Source organism: Paenibacillus sp. GYB006, from assembly GCF_036577645.1.
Classification (GTDB): domain Bacteria; phylum Bacillota; class Bacilli; order Paenibacillales; family Paenibacillaceae; genus Paenibacillus.
Window position 1 is genome coordinate 1,113,861 of record NZ_JARBDA010000001.1, and the last position, 21,275, is coordinate 1,135,135.

At 41.2% G+C, this 21,275-nt stretch carries 19 protein-coding genes, 1 rRNA gene and 1 pseudogene; 17 read left to right on the forward strand and 4 right to left on the reverse strand.

From position 1 onward, the window contains the following. The first annotated feature begins 212 nt into the window (after nt 1–212). The 9 genes from PV403_RS05350 to PV403_RS05390 all read left to right on the forward strand — a co-directional run bounded on the left by PV403_RS05350 (nt 213) and on the right by PV403_RS05390 (nt 9,372). On the forward strand, nt 213–680 hold the full coding sequence (locus tag PV403_RS05350) for a hypothetical protein (RefSeq protein WP_332083760.1): 468 nt from the start codon (nt 213–215) through the stop codon (nt 678–680). A 443-nt stretch (nt 681–1,123) separates the two neighbouring features. Beyond that, nucleotides 1,124–2,554 (forward strand): glycosyl hydrolase, encoded by a 1,431-nt coding sequence (locus PV403_RS05355; protein ID WP_213532707.1) that lies wholly within the window; start codon nt 1,124–1,126, stop codon nt 2,552–2,554. Between the two features lie 153 nt (nt 2,555–2,707). Beyond that, the gene (locus PV403_RS05360) at nt 2,708–4,858 is read left to right on the forward strand and encodes an alpha-galactosidase (protein WP_213532708.1); all 2,151 of its coding nucleotides are present in this window, start codon (nt 2,708–2,710) and stop codon (nt 4,856–4,858) included. A 4-nt stretch (nt 4,859–4,862) separates the two neighbouring features. Continuing rightward, complete coding sequence (locus PV403_RS05365) at nt 4,863–6,002, forward strand: glycoside hydrolase family 26 protein (protein WP_213532709.1); 1,140 nt, start codon at nt 4,863–4,865, stop codon at nt 6,000–6,002. Nucleotides 6,003–6,145: 143 nt separating this feature from the next. Beyond that, a complete protein-coding gene (locus PV403_RS05370) occupies nt 6,146–6,664 on the forward strand; it encodes an AAA family ATPase (protein ID WP_213532710.1) in 519 nt (172 codons plus the stop codon). Between the two features lie 211 nt (nt 6,665–6,875). Beyond that, complete coding sequence (locus PV403_RS05375; protein ID WP_213532711.1) at nt 6,876–7,403, forward strand: GNAT family N-acetyltransferase; 528 nt, start codon at nt 6,876–6,878, stop codon at nt 7,401–7,403. Between the two features lie 115 nt (nt 7,404–7,518). After that, nucleotides 7,519–8,013, forward strand: coding sequence for a GNAT family N-acetyltransferase (locus PV403_RS05380; protein ID WP_213532741.1), 495 nt, complete (start codon nt 7,519–7,521; stop codon nt 8,011–8,013). Nucleotides 8,014–8,127: 114 nt separating this feature from the next. Beyond that, nucleotides 8,128–8,883 carry a class I SAM-dependent methyltransferase gene (locus PV403_RS05385; protein ID WP_332083761.1) on the forward strand — a complete coding sequence of 252 codons (756 nt, stop codon included), beginning with the start codon at nt 8,128–8,130 and terminating at the stop codon, nt 8,881–8,883. A 96-nt stretch (nt 8,884–8,979) separates the two neighbouring features. Next, nucleotides 8,980–9,372 (forward strand): hypothetical protein, encoded by a 393-nt coding sequence (locus PV403_RS05390; protein ID WP_332083762.1) that lies wholly within the window; start codon nt 8,980–8,982, stop codon nt 9,370–9,372. Between the two features lie 28 nt (nt 9,373–9,400). On the opposite strand, the gene PV403_RS05395 is transcribed toward PV403_RS05390, so the two are convergent. From PV403_RS05395 to PV403_RS05410, 4 genes are all read right to left on the reverse strand, one after another. Then, the gene (locus PV403_RS05395; protein WP_442951733.1) at nt 9,401–9,496 is read right to left on the reverse strand and encodes an IS3 family transposase; all 96 of its coding nucleotides are present in this window, start codon (nt 9,494–9,496) and stop codon (nt 9,401–9,403) included. 408 nt (nt 9,497–9,904) lie between these two features. After that, nucleotides 9,905–10,093, reverse strand: coding sequence for a hypothetical protein (locus PV403_RS05400; protein ID WP_332083807.1), 189 nt, complete (start codon nt 10,091–10,093; stop codon nt 9,905–9,907). Further along, nucleotides 10,033–10,293: a pyrimidine dimer DNA glycosylase/endonuclease V gene (locus PV403_RS05405; RefSeq protein WP_332083763.1), complete on the reverse strand. Its 261-nt coding sequence runs from the start codon at nt 10,291–10,293 to the stop codon at nt 10,033–10,035. Before PV403_RS05405 ends, PV403_RS05400 begins: the two co-directional genes overlap by 61 nt. Before the next feature lie 41 nt (nt 10,294–10,334). Then, nucleotides 10,335–12,104, reverse strand: a complete 1,770-nt coding sequence (locus tag PV403_RS05410) for an AAA family ATPase (RefSeq protein WP_332083764.1) — start codon at nt 12,102–12,104, stop codon at nt 10,335–10,337. Nucleotides 12,105–13,202: 1,098 nt separating this feature from the next. Here PV403_RS05410 and PV403_RS05415 point away from each other — a divergent pair. From PV403_RS05415 to PV403_RS05450, 8 genes and pseudogenes are all read left to right on the forward strand, one after another. Continuing rightward, a pseudogene (locus tag PV403_RS05415) lies at nt 13,203–14,307 on the forward strand (IS3 family transposase). Nucleotides 14,308–14,399: 92 nt separating this feature from the next. Continuing rightward, the gene (locus tag PV403_RS05420) at nt 14,400–14,573 is read left to right on the forward strand and encodes a hypothetical protein (RefSeq protein ID WP_332083765.1); all 174 of its coding nucleotides are present in this window, start codon (nt 14,400–14,402) and stop codon (nt 14,571–14,573) included. A gap of 359 nt (nt 14,574–14,932) precedes the next feature. Next, nucleotides 14,933–17,374, forward strand: coding sequence for a nitrite reductase large subunit NirB (nirB, locus tag PV403_RS05425; protein ID WP_332083766.1), 2,442 nt, complete (start codon nt 14,933–14,935; stop codon nt 17,372–17,374). Between the two features lie 20 nt (nt 17,375–17,394). Further along, nucleotides 17,395–17,760 carry a nitrite reductase (NAD(P)H) small subunit gene (locus PV403_RS05430; protein ID WP_332083767.1) on the forward strand — a complete coding sequence of 122 codons (366 nt, stop codon included), beginning with the start codon at nt 17,395–17,397 and terminating at the stop codon, nt 17,758–17,760. After that, on the forward strand, nt 17,753–18,586 hold the full coding sequence (locus PV403_RS05435) for a uroporphyrinogen-III synthase (protein WP_332083768.1): 834 nt from the start codon (nt 17,753–17,755) through the stop codon (nt 18,584–18,586). The genes PV403_RS05430 and PV403_RS05435 overlap by 8 nt, the downstream gene beginning before the upstream one ends. A gap of 56 nt (nt 18,587–18,642) precedes the next feature. Next, complete coding sequence (locus tag PV403_RS05440; protein ID WP_332083769.1) at nt 18,643–18,810, forward strand: hypothetical protein; 168 nt, start codon at nt 18,643–18,645, stop codon at nt 18,808–18,810. A 58-nt stretch (nt 18,811–18,868) separates the two neighbouring features. Continuing rightward, nucleotides 18,869–19,963, forward strand: a complete 1,095-nt coding sequence (locus PV403_RS05445; protein WP_332083770.1) for a pectinesterase family protein — start codon at nt 18,869–18,871, stop codon at nt 19,961–19,963. A gap of 996 nt (nt 19,964–20,959) precedes the next feature. Further along, nucleotides 20,960–21,275, forward strand: a 16S ribosomal RNA gene (locus PV403_RS05450); the annotation flags it as partial.

Below are 21,275 nucleotides of genomic sequence, written 5' to 3' on the forward strand. Positions count from 1 at the left end.
TCTTCTTCTTTTCTAATTGATAGATCAGCAGAGGATTGGAATAGATAATGGAATGGTCCTTCTGTTCATCATCAAACAGTTTTCCAAGTATCGGAGACGGGGCGAAGCACTATTATAAATGATTAAATCAAATTTCCTAACTATTAATAGAAGGGATTTTCGTTATATTACCGAAATAACTTGGTAGTAAAACGAAAGGAATGAAAGAAAATATGTATGAACAGCTGCTCCTTTCACTTGATTTACCACAAAGAACCATTATTTTAAGTCTTCAGCCCGGACCTTACGAGGAAATACGAAAGGGTCAAAAGAAGATAGAATTTCGCCGAAGATTCATAAATGAACCTGTAGGAGCTTTTATTTATGTCTCGTCGCCTATCAAACAAATTAAAGCTTATATCGAGTTTGGTAAGCCGGAGCACGAGGAAATATCTACTTTGGTATCTATATCAGAAAAAATGAATCCAGGGACCGGAGAGAGCTTGCAGGAGTACTTTAAGGGACTAAATTCAGGGTATGCCATTCCGATTCTTTCCTTTACCGAATTCGCGCCTCTATCATTAGAGTTACTAAAGGGAGGTTATCAATTCACGCCGCCTCAATCGTATATGAATTTGTCTGCCAATCCGCTTTTAGAAAAGGCTTTGTTCCAAAAGATAAAGGAACAGAAATTGAAATAGAAGGACTGAAGATGAAAAGTCTTCGGTCCTTCTTATTTTTTTTGTTATTGTTTTGTTATTCTGTTATTATCCATATTTGCAATTATACTGTTCGAGATCAGAAATGTTAATTTGTTGAATTATTTTCGAAAAAAGGTATGAAATCGGTAAGCAATGCTTTATAATCAGTATCAATAAGGTATTTTATATATGTAGCTTTAAAGAAATGTAGAATAACAATATACAATGAATATATTAAATGTTATTTTATATAAATAACAAAATATTAATGGGTTTGGTATAGTTGTTTGATTTATTTGTTGGACTACCAACTGTGACTGTGAGTGTTGAAATCAGATCTATACATAGAAAGTTGTGAGAGGAGGTGCTGCCTAATTTGAAAGCGCTTCACGGTTGTGCTTGAAGATAATCTGATTCATCCAATCGTACTCAGGAGGGAATGTATGAAACGAAAACCTTTAGTGATCTTTCTAGTGTTGTCCATGATGGCTGTATTGATGCCGGCTAACGAATCTAAACTTACAGCAGCCCCTATTGTTTATGAGGCAGAAGAAGCGGTTCTATCTGGTGTTGAAGTTTTAACTGAAGTGGAGGGATATTCCGGCACTGGATATGTGGGTGGTTTCGATCTAGCGGAAGATATACTAACATTTGAAGTTTCTGTTCCAGAAACAGCTCTATATAACCTTGAGATCGGATATTCTTCACCTTATGGCGATAAGTACACTTCACTCATGATTAATAATAAATCTCAAGGCGAAGTGGCACTAAGACAAAACTCAGAATTCACACAAACCCAGGCTGGTAAAATCCTTCTGCAAGAAGGTACGAACCAAATTAGCTTTCTAACGAATTGGGGATGGTATTTTATCGATTACATTCGGTTAGAACAAGCTTCTAGTCCACCGCCACATAACATTAATAAAGAGCTTGTTAATTCGAAAGCTTCCAAAGAAGCGAAGGCACTTTATAACTACTTGAAATCTGAATATGGCAATCATATCTTATCTGGGCAGCAGACTCTGGCAGATGCGAATTGGATTGAAGAGAATATCGGTAAGAAACCGGCGGTATTGGGACTTGACCTAATGGATTATTCACCTTCACGTGTAGAAAGAGGGACGACTTCATCTGATGTTGAGCATGCCATTCAGTGGGATCAGGAAGGCGGAATTGTTACTTTTGCCTGGCACTGGAACGCACCTAAAGATCTGATTGATGAACCGGGAAAAGAATGGTGGAGAGGTTTCTATACAGATGCCACTACTTTTGATCTCGAAAATGCTTTAGCTAACAAAAACTCAGAAGATTATAAGCTTTTGATTCGGGATATGGATGTCATTGCAGAGGAACTCAAACGACTGGAGAAAGCGAAAGTACCTGTCCTTTGGAGACCTCTGCATGAAGCAGAAGGCGGCTGGTTCTGGTGGGGAGCTAAAGGTCCTGAGCCTGCTAAAGAACTGTACCGTATCATGTATGACCGTTTTACCAATGTACACAAATTGAACAATCTCATCTGGGTGTGGAACTCAGAAAATCCAGAATGGTATCCTGGCGATGAATATGTCGATATTGTAAGTGTGGATAGTTACCCGGCTGCAGGCGATTATGGTCCGGTCAGCAACCGGTATGAGAATCTAAAAACCCTTGTTAATGATCGAAAGCTGGTTGCACTGACGGAGAATGGACCTATTCCAGATCCGGATTTACTGCAGATTTACCGGGCAGACTGGAGCTGGTTTGTCACGTGGAACGGGAACTTTATCAATGATGGTTTACAGAATGAACGGGAGCATCTTGTGAAGGTATATGAGAGTCCTTATGTGATTACGATGGATGAGCTTCCGGATTGGAAAAAGAAATTCAAGAAATAACCGAATTTTAAGAAGCAAGCAAGTCGTTGGCTTAAAGACTAGGTGAATTTTTTTTAGGTAAAAGAAGTCTGATGCTAAGGGACATAGCATTCTGCTTTCCCTTAGCAGTATTCATATTCATACTAATATGGGATTTGAGAGGAGCAAGAAAAAATGCCGATTTACATAGAGAAAGAAACATTACGATTCCATCTACAAGGAAAAACAACAAGTTATCTAATGCAAGTAGTCGATGGTTATCTGGTTCATTTATATTGGGGAAAGAAAATAAGACATGAACAGGATTTAAGTCATGTACCAGGCGTGCCGAATCACCAAAATCTTGACCTCATTACACAAGAATATCCGCAGTACGGCAGCGGTGATTTTAGGGAACCTGCTTATCAGGTTCAATTAACAGATGGAACACGCATTACAGAACTTGTCTACTCTTCGTATGAGATTACAGAAGGGAAACCTGCACTTGTTGGTCTTCCTGCTGTATATACCGAATCTAATGAAGAGGCTCAGACACTTACGATTGAACTTAAGGATGTTTACACGGGATTGTCTGTTTTTGTGAGTTACAGCGTTTTTCATCATATGGATTCCATTATTCGATCCGTTCGATATGAACATAAAGGAAAAGACAAACTGCGCCTGCTTCGTGCACTCAGCATGAGTGTGGATATGAATGTATCGGATTATGAGTTTGTCTATTTAAGCGGGGCATGGGCTAGAGAAGCAAACATTGTTAAACGGCCTCTTGGACCAGGGAGTACACGAATTGAGAGCAAACGTGGAATGAGCAGCCATCAGCTCAATCCTTTCATGGCACTTGCGAGCAAAGGAACGAATGAAGCTGCGGGAGAAGTGTATGGTTTTAGTCTGGTTTACAGCGGTAATTTCATCGGATCAGCGGAAGTAGACCCTCATCGAAAAGTAAGAATTCAAATGGGAATTAATCCGTTTGATTTTGATTGGGTACTTTCACCAGGTGAGTCCTTCCAGACCCCGGAAGTAGTCATGGTTTATTCTTCTGAAGGATTTGGCGGAATGTCAAGAACGTACCATAAGCTTTACCGAACTAGACTTGCGAGAGGCGAGTATCGTGATAAAGAACGTCCGATTCTCGTGAATAACTGGGAAGCAACTTATTTTAACTTTACTGCTGACAAGATTGAAGATATTGCGAAGGTGGGGGCGGATCTCGGCATTGAACTCTTTGTTCTAGACGACGGTTGGTTCGGCAAACGAAATGATGATACCACCTCACTAGGAGATTGGACGGTAGACCGAAACAAACTGCCAAATGGTCTAACAGACTTAGCTGAGAAGATCAATCAGAAAGGGCTTCAGTTTGGACTATGGGTGGAGCCGGAGATGGTATCGCCAGACAGTGATTTATATCGAAGCCATCCGGACTGGTGTCTCCATGTAGAAGGTAGAAGGAGAACATTAGCGAGAACACAGCTTGTACTCGATCTGTCCCGAACAGAGGTGAGAGAATATCTTTATCAGGCATTAAGCGATATTTTTGAAAGTGTACCGATCTCGTATATCAAATGGGATATGAACCGTGGTCTATCTGAAATCGCATCAGCAGCAGCATCTCCAGAACATCAGGGTGAAATTGCTCATAGGTATGTACTCGGTTTGTATGATCTGCTAGCAAAACTGACGACGAAGTTTCCGCACATTCTTTTTGAAAGCTGCGCAAGTGGTGGAGGTAGATTTGATCCGGGGATGCTCTACTATATGCCGCAAACATGGACAAGTGATAATACGGATGCGGTAGAAAGATTAAAAATCCAGTATGGGACAAGCCTTGTATACCCTGCAAGTGCGATCGGTGCGCACGTCTCGGCTGTACCGAATCATCAGTTAGGAAGGTCTACATCACTCTCGATGAGAGGCAATGTAGCGATGTCCGGTAATTTTGGGTATGAACTGGATTTGACCAAGTTTTCGGAAGAGGAGAAAGAAGAAGTTCGAGATCAGGTTGCAGAGTACAAAAGGTTCCGCAGTCTAGTTCAGCAGGGTGATCAATTCCGACTGCTTAGCCCATTTGAAGGCAATGAAGCTTCCTGGATGTTTGTCTCCGCTGATCAAAGTGAAGCGATATTGTTTTATTTTAAAGTACTAGCAGAGCCTTATGCGCTTCCTAACATTATCAAACTGCAAGGACTTGACCCCGATGGCTCCTATGATATCGAAGGTGCAGGCACATATGGTGGAGATCTTCTGATGAATGTTGGATTAACGATCCCCGCTCCTTACGGTGATTTTGGAAGTCATGTGTTCTATATGAGGAAGGGGGAGTAATCTAATGCTGAATGATGTACAACCTCACAATAGTATAAAGTATGTGGATGGACAAGTAACAGAAGAAGCGAAATCTTTGTTTACTTTTTTAAGGAATATATCGGGAGAGTATATGCTCTTTGGTCACCAAAACGATACAACAGAAAGAGTAGTGCCGAGTGCGATCGGAGATTCAGATACGTTTAACTCAGTAGGTGCTTATCCAGCGGTATTTGGAGTTAGTATGACAAGTGATACCAAGGGGCTTACAAGTTTAATTCAAGATCTGCATAAAAAAGGCGGGATGATAACTCTCGAGGATCATATGCCGAACTTTACTACCGGGAACAGTTTTTATGATGTCACCCCTTGTGTACCTTATATACTCCCAGGCGGAAAAGATCATGCTGCTTTTTTGCAGCGGCTCGATCAGACGGCACTGGCAGTGAAGGAGGCAGTTGATACAGACGGGACACCTATTCCTATCATTTATCGACCTTTTCATGAAAATTCAGGTTCTTGGTTTTGGTGGGGTGCTTCCTCAGCGACAAAGGAACAGTTTATTCAGTTATGGCATTTCACCGTTCATTATTTAAGAGATATCTGCGGGGTGCATCAATTTTTATATGCTTATTCTCCTAATGGTCACTTTGCGAGTACAGAGGAGTATCTCGATCGTTATCCTGGAGATGATTATGTAGATATCTTGGGGTTTGACGTATACGATGACAAACCTACTTATGATAGTGATTGGATGAAGAAAACAGTGAAAGATGCTGAGATCGTCGTTAGCCTTGCGGCAGCGAAATCCAAAGTAGCGGCCATTACCGAAGTAGGTATGCGCTGGAATGCGGAAGATGGGCTCAAATTAGACGGCAATACAGTGCCTGACTGGTTCACTTTGCTCCATGATCATCTTATCGCAAGTGAGAAAGCAAAATACGTTGCGTATCTGATGACTTGGAGGAATGATAACCCGGGGATCGGAAATCCGCCTGCACATTTTTGGGTTCCGTATCGTAACCATCCTGAATATGGTGATCATGAGATGTTAACGAATTTTATTCGATTTTATGAGCGAGAAAACGTTATATTTGCGGACCGATTAAATCGTCTGAAAGATAAAGCAATGCACAAAAGTAGGATAAATATCACAAAATCATAGAAAAAAAGAGGGGGAATTTGTCATTTTTGTGATCTTCTTATTTAAATCCTTTGCATGATATGGTAATCTTTTAAAAAGGCGGCTTCTATGCCTTAGAACTCTTACGAAAGCGATATCATTTCTAAAGTAGAGGAGATGTAACGATGCCGAAAACTCCGTTATTTATCGTGACAGGTGCAAGTTGTGTTGGTAAAACGTCTGTTATCCCTTATGTGCGTAGTCAGCTTTCAGAATTTGATGTGTTTGATATGGATTTAGAGGGATCACTAACCCCTGAGCATGCGATCGACCACTGGTTGAAAGTTGCTCATCAGATCTCATTAAGTGATCGGGGAACCGTTCTATTTGGAACCATCACCCCCGAAGCCGTGCAAAAAAGTGAGATCAAAAATCGATTCAGCCATATCTACTATATAAATCTGCATTGTGATGATGAAGTACGTGCAAAACGTTTACGAGAGAAAGGGGCAGAAGAGGGACATATCCAAAAGCATGCTATTCTTGCGAACTGGTTTATCCAAAATGCCGATTCTGCTTTTACTCCGCCTATTTCAACAATCGATACTTCACAGCACTCTCCAGAACAGTGTGCGAAATACATCCGAAAATGGATGCTTAAATATTGGAGTTCTCGCTATCCTTTGGAAATACGTGCTAACTAGTCAAGAAGATCAATCTCAAACGATAGCTTATAGCTATCGTTTGTTTCATTCCGCGAATGTAAAGGCAATTATTACATCTTCTATAGCCTCGCAGGAGAAAAAGGAATATAATGAATTATTATTAACAATTTATGAATCGTGAATCTTTTACTATCATCTTCCTTGTTCTCAACCATGTTAGTGCTTAAATTCCATAAATGTGAGGTTGATTATGTCCATGATCATTGAAAGACTGGATTCAGAAGAAACGGCTCTAAGTTGGAAGAAAGCGTTTGAACAACATAAAATTGTGCGTCCAGACTCTTTTTATGAACAGTGTTTGCATGAAAATAGAATTGGACTTCGGGTTACTTTGCTCGTCTATTTGGACGGAGGGAAGCTTGCGGGGTGTGCGCATTTGAAATTTGAATCCGATTACCTCTATTTTAAGTCACAAGGAATTCCTGAAATTAATGATGTTAATATTTTCCCGGAATTTCGCCGAAGAGGGATTGGAAACCAGTTGATTGAAGAATTTGAAAGCATTGCCGCTTACAATGCATATGATAGTATCGGAATCGGAATGGGATTACATAAGGAATTTGGTGCGGCACAGCGTATTTACTGTAAAAGAGGATATGTTCCTGACGGAAATGGAGTCATGTATGAACACCGGGAAGTTTCCGAAGGGGAAACGGTCCAAGTGAACGACGATTTGCTTCTGTATTTTGTGAAAGAGCTTGGTGTTCCGGGAACATAACTATTCGGTCAGATGCCATGCCGATGTACATAGTGATAAAGTAAGGAGCGGACCGTAGGTTAATAGAATCACGGTCTTTTTTTGGATTGAGAAAGAAAAGGAGGAGATCCCCATGCTGATTCGAATGATTACTCCACTGGATGCAGAACCATTCTTACGTTTGAACAAACAATTAGATGAAGAAACCAAGTTTATGTTGTATGAACCCGGGGAGAGAAAAGCGACAGTTGAATCGCAGAAAAAAGCAATTTGTTCATTACTGGATAGTGGTCACTCTACGATCTTTGTTGCTGAACAGGATGGAACACTCGCTGGGCAGATCATGGTCATTGGTTCATCACTAGCAAGAAAGAAGCATACGGCTTATATAGTAATTGGAATTAAACAGGAATTTACGGGTCAGGGACTCGGCAGTAAACTTTTCTCTGCTATGGAGGGATGGTGTAGGGAGAAAGGTGTGCATCGTTTAGAGCTTACCGTGATGAAACATAACATAGCTGCATTACGTTTGTATGAGAAGACTGGATTTAGAATAGAAGGTTCAAAGATGCACTCGCTCGTTATGGACGGCGAATACATAGATGAATATTGTATGGCAAAATATCTGTAACAAGGCGGTACCGGAATGAGTTCCTGTACCGTCTTTTTTAATTCAAAAATTTGCCAATAACAACGGGTTGAAGCTATGATATGTGTATTAAACAGAGGGAGCGTGAACTATTAGATGGATTCGAAAGAAAGATTCTCAGAACGTGTAGATACCTATGTGAAGTATCGTCCTAGTTATCCGGTAGAGGCGGTGGATTACCTATATGATACAGTCGGGATAAGTCAGAAAAGTATCGTAGCTGATATTGGCGCTGGTACCGGAATTATGTCCGAATTATTGCTTGCTAGAGGCAGCAAGGTTATTGCTGTAGAACCTAACGCAGACATGCGTCAAAAGGCTGAAAAACGTCTTTCTAATAATCCAAACTTTCGGATCCAGCCTTGTCCAGCTGAAGAAACCGGACTCGATGATCAATCCGTTGATGCTATCATTTGTGCGCAATCTTTTCATTGGTTCGATAAACAGGCCGCAAAACTTGAATTTCAGCGCATTTTAAAGCCGAAAGGCAGAGCAGTACTCATATGGAATTCTAGGCTAACGGAAGGAAGCGAATTTCTGACTGAATATGAACAGCTCTTACATGAATACGGTACAGACTACAAAGAGGTAAAACATACGAATATAACAACCGATCAGTTTGATTCATTTTTTAAGGAAGGAACACTGCAGCTGAAAGAATTTGCAAATAGACAAATTTTTGATTTTGACGGGCTAAAAGGCAGACTCCTCTCCTCTTCATATAGTCCAGTCCCAGGACATCCCAAACATGAACCAATGCTCCATGAACTGCAGTCTTTATTTGATCGAACTCAGAAGAATAACGAAGTTTATTTTGATTATAAGACTCAGGTGTTTTGGGGAGAGGTATAAGTCATATTTTTCTTTATAATAGATTAATTTTAATGAAGACAAGGGAAAAATGCCCTATTTGAAATAGAAAGGAATAAGAAGAGATTGTACAGGACAATGAAGTCAAACCTTTTTTATGTAGCTGCGGGAATATACATTGGTATCGCAATTGTATCTTTTATTCCTTGGGTGCAGATCGGTACAAAGATTACTGCATATAGCAGTATCCTCGCCTTATTTATTACAATCTATGACTCTTCTAAAGTAGGTTACCAAATAGCTAGAACAGAAGGAAACCCGAAAAATCAAAAGTTTCATTATATTTTTATGTTATCGATGAAGATATTGATGGTCATCTCCCCATTTGCCCTGCTGTATTGGATTAATTATGAAGACGATGAAGCAGTGATATCTAAAATAAGTAATTATGTAACTTTTGCTGCTATTGGCGTTGTGTTTTTTACGAGAGGTATGGAATTAAAAAAACAACCAAAACACGAGCTCAAGTAAATCCGGTCAAATAACCCTTTTGTTCCATTTACGCGGCGACATTTTCCCGAAATTCGATTGGGGAGAGGTCGCCGAGTTTGTTTTGGAAACGTTCCTTATTGTAAAATGAAATATACTCCGTAATTTGGCCTCCGGTTTTCCAGTGTTTGAGTTCATTGTAACATGTTCTCTTTTTTCACTGTCTACCATGAGGGGAGATAATACCAGGCAAGGACATGGCAACTTTTCTTAACAATGCAGGCGCTACCAACAATCCTGTTTATTTCAACTTTAAATAAGTTACACGGCTCCACTACTAGGGTTTATAAACATCCAGTTTCCTAACAAATTTATTCCTCTTCTTCACTTCGTGATGTGATAAACTCATAGTTCCAATAATATCTATTACTGAAACTAAAACCAAACCTTTTCGGTCTAATCAAACGAAAGTACTCAACCCTCTTACCGTCCTCATAAGCTTCAGTAATCACGATAAGAGAGTCATCAGACGGAAGATAGTTGAAGACCTTATTTGTACGTAAAATTACCACTCTTACCCATTATATAGCACTGCACCTTTCGCCCCTAAGTTAAGCAAACACTCTCGTATATAATCATCATCGTGTTCAGGATAAAGCAGGCCTTTCCAGTTGACATACCAATCAAGATCCAACTCCTGTTTCAACCAAGGTTCTGCGGTAATGCCCCTATACTGAAGTTCATTCCATTTGGGTCTGCCCAACTAGGCCCCCGCCTTCTTTTCTCCTGCAACACTAAGTGATGATAAGCAACTAATCGAATAAGATTATACCTAAACACGTAGTTAACAGTAGAATGCGGTTTTCCACAACTTAGTCCCCTTAAAGCACAACATTCCCTGTACTGTCCGTTAAGTTGCATTGGTGATAACTTAGATAGTAAGTCTGGATGCCACAACCGCATTCCACTACCTCCTAACTATTTGCCCTATTATTATTATCTACTCACCTAAGAGCCTGTTTTATTGGACTAATTTCATACGGAATAACTTTAATTTTAACTTTCACTTTCTTCTTATGTGCCGCTAACCCAATCACAACCATATCATTACTATTCTCGAAAAACTGACGATAGTTATTCTCTGCCACTTGAGCAACAGCGTCATCCACGTCTGACTGCAGCTTATTCTCGCTACTGGAACGTTTTATCTCAAACACATAATTGCGGGCTTTATAATTAAAAGAGGTTGGCTCGACTGCTATATCAAATCTACCCTTACCAGCTTCTCTATTAGACTTTACATTGTGACTCCCTACAAGAGAGCTCAATAACCCCAACACATACATGTGATAACTGTTCTCTTTATCGCGTTCTTGTAGGTCCCAAGTACTTGTGCATTGCTCCAAGAAGTCCATAAGTAGTGCTTCAAATTTCCTTTCACTATGAGCACCCTCTTCCAAATCAGCCAGAATTTTACCCCAATTAACCGACTTGTCGGGAGCAATCACCAATTTGTTAAGGTTACGAACCCAAGCATCTTTAACTTCTGCATTTGGAATAGCCAAACTTACACTATCCTTTTCGTGCGAAGTGAACGTAAGATAGCCTGTATAAAAGGCATAGGTCAAGAAGTTATCCAATGAATCTTTGCGATCTTTGTAATTCAATTCGTGGTTAAGTCTAACGGTATGTTCTCCACCACTTATTAGATTATACACAATATCAAGTTCATCAGACGATAGATTTTTACCATACTCAATCCAGTCTGAACTACCAGATGTTACCCAAGTATTCATACCGGTTGTATATAATTCCCAGATGTCATCCTTTTCAGGTGACATATTTATGATGCTCCAAGTATTATAAACAGGTCTAGTGCCAGAGTTGTAACTATCAAAATATTGAATAGCCTGTTTCCATTCTTCTCCCTTTGCCGCAGAAAATATAGCAGTCAATTCCTTAATAGTGAAGCCAAAAACATCCTCATACGTAGTCTGCAAAAAAGTATCCTTAACAGCATTATTGAAAGCACTCAACACACTATTGGCTGCCAGTGGCAATACCCCTGTAAGTATAGCCCGCTCGACAAATTCAGTGTCTTTCAGCAAACTAACAAGAAAACTTCTATACACATCCAGCACTTCGTCAAAATAATCCGGATGCTCGCCCTTCTCTGAAACTAAAGCCGCATCAGCAAGAAACTTATCATACTCATCTATCAGTACGATAAGCTTCTTATCTGTGGATTTATAGATATAATGCAAGAAGAGGGTAAAGAGAGCTAACAAATCTTCACAATCCTCCAAAGTTTCTCCAATACTAGGAAACTTCTCATACTCTTCACCGAACTCACTATAAAGTTCTGGATAATCCATAGTGGTTAGTCGTATTTGTATGTGCAAACCTTTAAACAACTTCCTTGGAGTCTTACCAACTATCCCTTTAAAAGTCAACATAATAGGAATTACTTCTTCTCGAGCAGCAACTAAGTCCACTGGTGCGTTTTTATAGATGTATGTATCCCCAAAAAGGAACTTTAAATCTTTAGCTGAGAAGTAATACTTGACAGTACTCATAATAGTAGTCTTAGAGAACCTACGTGGCCTTACAATCAAACTAATCTTAGTACCGCTATCCCACCATCTTTTAATAAAGTGAGTTTTATCCACATAAGCAAAATCCCCTAAGATAATAGACTTGAAATCTGACTCACCCGTATTAAATCTAGGTATTCTATCCAGCTTACTGTCTTCATTAATAACTGTTACCGCCACCTCATTCACTCCTCTCATCGTTGTTCTTAAAAAGGAGGTGGGCCTCCCAAATTAATTCCTAAATAGATAACTTCAGTTGCTCTACTGGAGGAGGAATTCTTTTCCAATGCTCTTTAACGTACTAAAATTCATTAATCATTTGACAGGTATGTCTATCAGATATACGACCTTTCAACTCCATCCTAAATAAGGCGTTCAGATGCATAGAGTCTGAAATTCTGATATCAGCAGAGCATAGCAAATAGGGAATCATAATAGACATATACACGGAGTACTTATTATGAGTTTTATTCTCGTTCTTAATAGCCCTTTTAATTGTTATCAAACTGCGCTCTGCGATTTCCTTCTTAGGACTATATGGGATCGAAGAGTACCGATTAATATCAGTAGGAATACCATATCTTTTTAGAAGCATCTTTTCCAACTCACAAATATTGGAGAACTTTCCAATAAATGATAGTAAGTTACATCTTCTTCGTAGGACTTAATTCGCTTAAAGATGTGGCCATGCTCAATCAATAAATGTCCTTCTTTAGCAGCCATGCACCAAGCGACATCATCAAGTAGACTAACTTGTGCTTCTCCAATTCTTGTAGTGTCCTCACGGAAGAATCTTAATTCATCAGTCTACACCTCCAATTAGTGAATATCACCCAATAAGATTATTGAGTCTTTAAGGACTTTACGCAACCTAACTTTTGATAATGTTGCTTTATTTATCAATAATAACAGTTCATAAACATTAGTAATAGATAATCCTTTGAAATACCAAAGAAAGTTAAAGCCTTCTAGTATTTCTGTACGTGCTTTAATAATATAAGGAGACTCGATATCAATATCCTGTTGATGACTAAACCAATTTACTTGCAACTTGTCCATGTACAGAATGAACAATTAATGTACCGTAAGACTTAGGACAAGAAGAAAAGTCACAAGCTTAAGCGCGAACATATACCTCAATCAACAAAGGTATAACATTCCCCAGCTTCAAGCTTATTTTCTATAACTGTTATACGTTTATGGATCGTCTACAATTAATTGAACAGAAAAAATAATGGCTAGTAGAATGAAAAGAATACTATTAGGAGCGGATCTACTATGCCAAAGCAAAGACGCACATTTACAGCAGATTTCAAAAGACAAATGGTTCAGTTATATGAAAACGGAAAGCCAAAAGCAACTATTTTGAGAGAGTATGAGCTTAGTCCATCTGCACTCGATCGTTGGATTAAACAAGCTCAATCCTCAAGATCGTTTTCGGAAAAAGATAACCGATCCACTGAAGAGAATGAGCTCATCGCTCTTCGCAAACGAGTTCAGCGGCTCGAAATGGAGAGTGACATTTTAAAACAAGCCGCGATGATCATGGGACGAAAGTAAAGATCAACAGTGATAAATATTAAGTATCAGCAATGTGCGAAGTCCTGCAAATCGCAAGAAGCACGTTCTACTATGAAGCGAAAGAGAAAGATCATGAAGAGGCAGTGACTAGGGCTATGGTAGAAATCTTCCATACCAATCGAAAAGCATACGGAACACATAAGATCAAAGTCAAACTTAAGGAACAAGGATTCATCGTTTCCAGACGCCGATTCGGTCGTATCATGAAAGAAGAGGGCCTTGTGTCTACGTACACGAAAGCGCAGTATAAGCCGCATAAGACCTTGCAACGAAGCAACAACAGCGAATGTGTTGAAATTTAAGTTCGATCAAACAGAAGCGAAACGCTTTGTGGTCAGCGATCTTACGTATATCAATGTTCAGCACAAGTGGCACTATGTTTGTGTGCACATTGATTTATTTAATCGCGAAATCATTGGACAAAGTGTAGGTCCCATAAAGACGCTGCTCTAATTTCTCGTGCCTTCGCCTCGGTAAAAGGCAACTTGAGCGACATTCAATGGTTTCACACGGACCGTGGAAGTGAATTGAAGAATAGATTGATCGATGAGACTCTTACGACATTCCAAATCGGGTGCTCTTTAAGTATGAAGGATTGTCCCAACGACAACGCCGTAGCTGAAGCCACCTACAAAGTGATGAAAACGGAATTTGTAAATCAAATGAATTTTTAAAGTCTTCATCATCTAGAGTTAGAAATATATGATTATGTGAATTGGTTCAACAAGCAACGCATTCATGCGCATTAGGATACATGACCCCAATTCAGTACAAAGCTACATCCCTTAAAAAAGTTGTCTGAATTAATGTTGACAGTACACCTTCTAGTTGAATTGGGTCTGTGTGAAATAACGATTCCACTTATATTGTATCTATTAAACGGGGGAGAGCAGAATGCAAAGAGTTGACCTGGATTGGCAAGGTCCTTATAAACTAACAGAATTAAGTAAGGTGAATGATTATTCGAAGGATCATGGGATATATCAGGTCTATGGTTTTCATCCTATTTATGGATCAAACGTTCTGATGTATATCGGACTAGCAGCTAAGCAGATTTTTTATCAATGAATAAAACAAGAAGGTTGGGAGGCTAACAAAGACATAGGGGGATTTACGCTTAGTATCAAAAATCATTCCAAATTGAAAGAATTCATTAAACGGGTAGAACAAGATAATTAATTAGTTAAAGCAGCTTCGGACTAACCGAAGCTGCTTTTTTCCATGCCAAAGCTGGAGGAGAGACATTGGGTTACCATAATATGAATCATTTAGTTAAATTTAAAGTAAAAGGGTTTATTTTATAACCTTCTTTTCTTATGATGGGAATAGAGAAAATCTGCTAAAAATGGTTCGAATATACGTATGATGTTTAGTAGGTTACAAGTTCTCTTTGCATGGATAGGAATATATATTGAGGAGGTTTCTGCATGGTGAAAGTACAAGAACGTCGGCATCTAGTCTTAATTGGCAACGGGATGGCTGGGATCAACACGGTGGAACAGATATTAAAACTGGCGCCCAGCACCTACAGGATCACCGTATTTGGGAGCGAGCCTTATCCCAACTACAATCGTATTCAGTTATCGTACGTGCTAGAGAAGAGTAAAGCCGTAGAAGACATCATTCTAAACGACTGGGATTGGTATTTAGAGAACGAAATAGAGCTGTATACGGGAACGACAGTAACGCATATTGATACGGAACAAAAAATCGTGAAGGCAGACAATGGTATAGAGGTTCCATATGACGCACTTATTATTGCAACCGGTTCCAACCCGTTTATGCTTCCGGTTCCAGGAGCGGATAAAGAAGGAATTGTAGGTTTCCGAGATATCGCAGATTGTGAGAACATGCTGCATGCAGCAGATCAGTACAAGAAGGCTGCTGTTATTGGCGGGGGCTTGCTCGGCTTGGAGGCGGCCAAGGGGCTGCTTAAACTGGGGATGGATGTGACAGTGGTCCATCTGTTTGAGGAGATAATGGAACGACAGCTTGATCATACCGCCTCACTGATGCTTCAGGCAGAGCTGGAAAGCCAGGGCTTGAAATTTGCTACCGGCAAACAGACCGAAGAGTTTCTGGGTGATGACCGGGTCAGCGGTCTTCGTTTTTCCGACGGAACGACGCTGGATGCGGAATTTGTAGTCATGGCGGTAGGGATCAGGCCAAACACTGCATTAGCCAAGGAAAGCGGCATTACGGTTAATCGCGGTATTCTTGTGGATGATTATATGCGTACTTCAGCACCGGATGTATATGCGGTAGGGGAGTGTAACGAGCATCGGGGCACTACATATGGGCTCGTAGCTCCGCTGTTTGAGCAGGGGGCTGTTCTTGCGAAGTATCTGTGCGGAGTGGATACGAAGCCGTATGAAGGATCTGTGGTATCTACTCAGCTGAAAATATCTGGCGTAGACGTGTTCTCCGCTGGTGAGTTTATGGATGCAGAAGGGCTGTCTATAGTGCGGATGCATGATGACTGGCTACGTATTTACAAAAAAGTGCTGCTGCGCGGCGGACGGATCGTCGGAGGTGTTCTGGTCGGTGACGGAAAGGAATCCTCCAGACTGCAGCAATGGATTCGAACAGGCACCGTGATGACAGAAGCCATTCATAATGCGATTGTGGGGCAAGCCTCGGTCGAAACCGAGAATACGGCCGCAGAGCTGGCGGATGAGGAAATCGTATGCGGTTGTAATGGTGTGACGAAGAAACACATTGTGGATGCCATTAACGAAAAAGGATTAACCACGGTGGAAGAGATCAAGGTGGCAACAAGTGCATCGCGTTCTTGTGGAGGCTGCAGGCCTGTCGTAGAGCAGATTCTTCAATATGTGCTCGGGGACAAATATGATTCAGCGGCGGCGAAACAGGAAGCAATCTGTTCCTGTACCAAACTGAGCAGAGATGAAGTTGTGACGGCCATTAAAGAAAAGGGGCTGATCACATCTAAAGAAGTAAGGTATGCGCTGGAATGGGATAATCCGGAGGGTTGCTCCAAATGTCGACCTGCACTGAACTACTATCTGGGTATGATCTGGCCGGCTGAGCATGTGGACGAGAAGGATTCACGTTTCGTGAATGAACGCATGCATGCGAACATCCAAAAGGACGGAACATTTGGCGTTGTGCCGCGGATGTATGGCGGGGTAACCACACCAGATGATCTCAGACTTATTGCTGATATTGCGGTGAAATACAACGTCAAGCTGGTTAAGGTAACCGGTGGTCAGCGGCTTGACCTGCTGGGGGTCAAAAAGGAGGACCTGCCGAAGATCTGGAAGGACCTTGGCATGCCGTCCGGTTATGCGTATGCGAAGGCGCTGCGTACGGTCAAAACTTGCGTGGGATCGCAGTTCTGTCGTTTTGGCACGAAAGATTCGATGGGAATGGGAATATTGCTCGAGAAGAAATTCGAGCGGTTAGATATGCCAGCCAAATTCAAGCTTGCTGTAAACGGCTGTCCTCGTAACTGCGCAGAGTCATCAACCAAGGATATTGGGATCGTCGGCAATGAGGGGGCTTGGGAAATTTATGTTGGCGGTAATGGCGGGATTAAAGCCCGACTTGCAGAACTGCTGTGCAAGGTGCGAACAGATGAAGAACTTCTGGAGATTGTCTCCGCGTTCATGCAGTACTACCGGGAGACAGGCAAATACTTGGAGCGGACCTCGGATTGGATCGAACGGATAGGACTAGAGTCCGTTACCGAAGCTGTAGTCAATGATCTGGATAACCGCCGGGCTTTGGCTGAGCGAATGGAGGTCGCCCTGGCGCAGGTGAAGGAACCTTGGAGTGAAATCCTGAATAATTCAAATTTAAGGGAACGAATGTTTGAAGAGATCAGTGTCTCCACGAAACAGGACTAGAAATAGAAAGGGGCTGCAAGATGGAACCGATATTGAATAGAGACGAATATACGTATTACCTGGTTGGCAATGTGGATGATTTCACAGAGAGATTGGGACGGGTTGTGCGCTTGGGTAAGGAAGAAATTGCGGTATTCAAGACAACGGACGGACAAATCTATGCACTTGAGAATAAAAGCCCTGGGCCGCGCGGAGGCACAATTGCTGAAGGAATTATATCCGGGGAGGTCTTGTTCGACCCGATCTGTGACTGGAAAATTTCGCTGACGGATGGTCAGGTGCTAGATCCTGATACGGGTCAGGTTCGGACCTATCCGGTTCATGTTCTCGGAAACGAGGTACGAGTTGGATTACTTAAGAATGGGGGAGGGCTGTTCCATGAGTAAAGATCTTCAGAACAAAAAAATTGTCATTGCCGGGTCGCAAAAGACGGAAGAAATGGCTGAGATTATTGAACGAAGAGGTGGAGTCCCCCTTGTCCGGTCACTTCAGGGATTAACGGATTCTGATCCGGTTGAAGTCGAAGAGGATGTAAAGCGTTTTATCCAGCAGGGGGCAGATTGGTTTATTTTCACGACAGGTATTGGATTTGAAGCCATGATTCAAGCTGCGGAGAGACTTAACGTTGTATCTGAATTTGAAGAGAGATTGAAAGAAACCAAAATTGCCTGCCGCGGTTACAAAACAAACGCTTTTTTAAAGAAATCTGGTATTCATCCGGTCGTCTGTGATGATGATGGAACGATTGCTAGTATGATCGAAAAGCTTGAAGTGTTTGATTTTACCGATCAAAAGGTATGGATTCAGCTTCATGGCGAGTTGTCTTCGCAGTTATATCAGTTTATCCAAAGCAAGGGCAGCATGGATGTTCAGGCCGTACTGCCTTATCGTTATCATGCTCCTGAGCAGGAGACGCTTGCAACGCTTATGAATGAACTGATTCAGCGAGAAGTGGATGCCGTTTGTTTCACGACAAGAGTTCAAGTCGGATATTTATTTGATTACGCGAAAGAACATGGACGTGAAGAAGAGTTGAAATCCGTCTTTGAACAAGATGTACTGGCTGCCGCTGTCGGCAAAGTAACGGCTGAAGCACTCCAGGATAAAGGGGTGGGCCGAATTATCGTGCCGGAGAAAGAACGGATGGGTGCTTTAATCGTAGAGATCGCGCATTATTATGAAGGTCAGCAAAGTGGAGTAAAGGCAGATTAAAAGCGGAGAATACAACATCTAGAGTAAGTTGGAATACAAAAGCTGTCCCACTCGGTGTGTTAGGGAGTGGTGACAGCTTTTTTTATAAAAAAATTGCGCTCTCCATTGTACGAATGGTGTCTAAACTGGCTATTCAGGCCGCAGAACTAATCGTATCGTTGATCCGTGATGAAGAGGTGGATTATCCGATCGTAATCCAACCGCAGCTAAGTCACCGTAATTGAACGGCAGTATACCGGGGAGAGCTGTTTGATTAATAGCGACTCTAAGAAGAGGTGAGATATGCAGATATACAAAAGCACATCTGGTCTGAATAAAAGTGAGGAAGAAGCTATGAAAAAGCAGGCGTCAAAAGGCTGTCCATCTCGTCACTATACGGTGGCTCAGGATGGAAGTGGTGATTTTTCTACCATACAGGCTGCGATTAACGCGGTGCCGGACAATGCTAGTGATGAGTCGGAGATCCGGATTAAGCAAGGTGTTTACTATGAGAAGCTTCATATCGAAAAGCCTAAGATTCATCTAATCGGTGAGGGAGCTGAACAAACGATTATTACTTATGATGATCATGCGTTGAAGAAGTTCCCTGACGGGGAGATGTATCATACTTTCCATTCATATACGGCTTTCATTGGAGAAGATGATTTCACAGCAGAGGGACTTTCCTTTGTGAATTCTGCTGGTCCCGGCAAGGATGTTGGGCAGGCCCTTGCCATATATGTGGATGGGGACCGTGCAGCCTTCCGAAGTTGCCGCTTTATCGGGCATCAAGATACAATTTTCACCGGACCGCTCCCGCCGCAGCCCATTGATCGGAGCTTTTTCGGGGGACCGCGCGATGGCGCAGAACGCCGAAAACTGCGTCAGTATTATGAGGATTGTTATATTGAAGGTGATGTTGATTTTATTTTTGGCTCGGCTACGGCTGTATTTAAGGGCTGTGAAATCTTTGCCAAGAATCGTTTATCCAAAATTGCAGCAGTAGAGAACGAGGTGAATGGCTGGATTACAGCGGCCTCTACACCGGAAGGTGTCCGTTATGGTTATGTATTCATGGATTGTACGCTGGAGAGTAATGCTCCCCCGCAATCGGTATACCTCGGCAGGCCGTGGCGAAATCATGCCAAAGTATGTTTCCTGAACTGCTGGATGGGTGCTCATGTGAAACAGGAGGGCTGGCATAACTGGAACAAAACGGATGCAGAATCTACCGCATTGTTTGCTGAATTTAATAGTACTGGTCCGGGAGCTGGGAGTAAAACTGGGCGGGTCTCCTGGGCTACGATGCTGACTGAGGAGGAAGCATCTGAGTATACGGTGAATCACATTCTATCCGGTAGCGATGACTGGCTTCCCTTCAGTCAAGCTATAAAATAATGAAATGGAGTAGGACCATGTAATTATGTTTGATTAGATCAGTAGCCAAGGGGATTGGATTTATCGTTTAAATATAATAGTAAGAAAACAAGTCAAACTAATACGTACAGATTAGATCTATAATGGTAATCTTAGTGTAGTAAGCGCAGGATGGTCCTGCGCTTTTTGTTTTTCATAGAGGAGTCACTAATCGAGGTTTCTGACATTAAAAATTGAATGCCTTTGGTTATTTGATAAAGTTATTTTTTTATGAAATATCCAGCATAGGAAAGACCACTTAACAGCTGTTCCTGAGGGTTGTGATCTAATGAATAAAAGAACTGTTTGTATTTGAAGATGATAATTTGATCAGGAGTTTTTTACTATGTAGATATGTGCATCTTCAATCACTTTGATATTTGAACTGAGGTTCTAAATTATCAATTAATGATATCCTCTAATAAGTGTACAGATGGAGAGTTGAGTATTAATTTTCATGCATAGAAAGAAGGGGAACTTTATATCTAATAACAAACTTAGTTATTATTGCTTCATACTAGCTAAGAATTCTGTTTTAATAGATATAAATTAACTATATTCATATGGGATAATTTACAATTAGAAAAACACTGTTCATTATGATATATTACTTATGTGCTCTTAAGAAAGAGACAAGACAATTACAATGTGTATCTGATGCAGTAATTAAAATATTCAATTCATTGTGATTAATGGTTTTTATTACCGGTTGAATATGTTTTTGAAATATGATAGATTATAAATCCGGTCGGAAAACGCCGGGAAGATTGATCTTTGAAAACTGAACAACGAGGAGTTTTACGTAAGTAAAACTCGTGAGTGAATTAATACAAATTCAATTTGTTGGTCATAACAAATTGAATAGAGAACTTCAAGTTCTCGTCAGCATTTTTTAAATGAGCTTATCGCTCTCAACGATGTTTTGAAGGTTAGATATTTTCTCGAAGTAATTCAAGAAGTATTTGACTCGAAAAATCTATATTGGAGAGTTTGATCCTGGCTCAGGACGAACGCTGGCGGCGTGCCTAATACATGCAAGTCGAGCGGAGTAAGGTGAAACTTGTTTCACCGAACTTAGCGGCGGACGGGTGAGTAACACGTAGGCAACCTGCCCATAAGACTGGGATAACTACCGGAAACGGTAGCTAATACCGGATAGGTTCTTTTCTCGCATGAGAGAAGAAAGAAAGACGGAGCAATCTGTCACTTATGGATGGGCCTGCGGCGCATTAGCTAGTTGGTGGGGTAAAGGCCTACCAAGGCGACGATGCGTAGCCGACCTGAGAGGGTGATC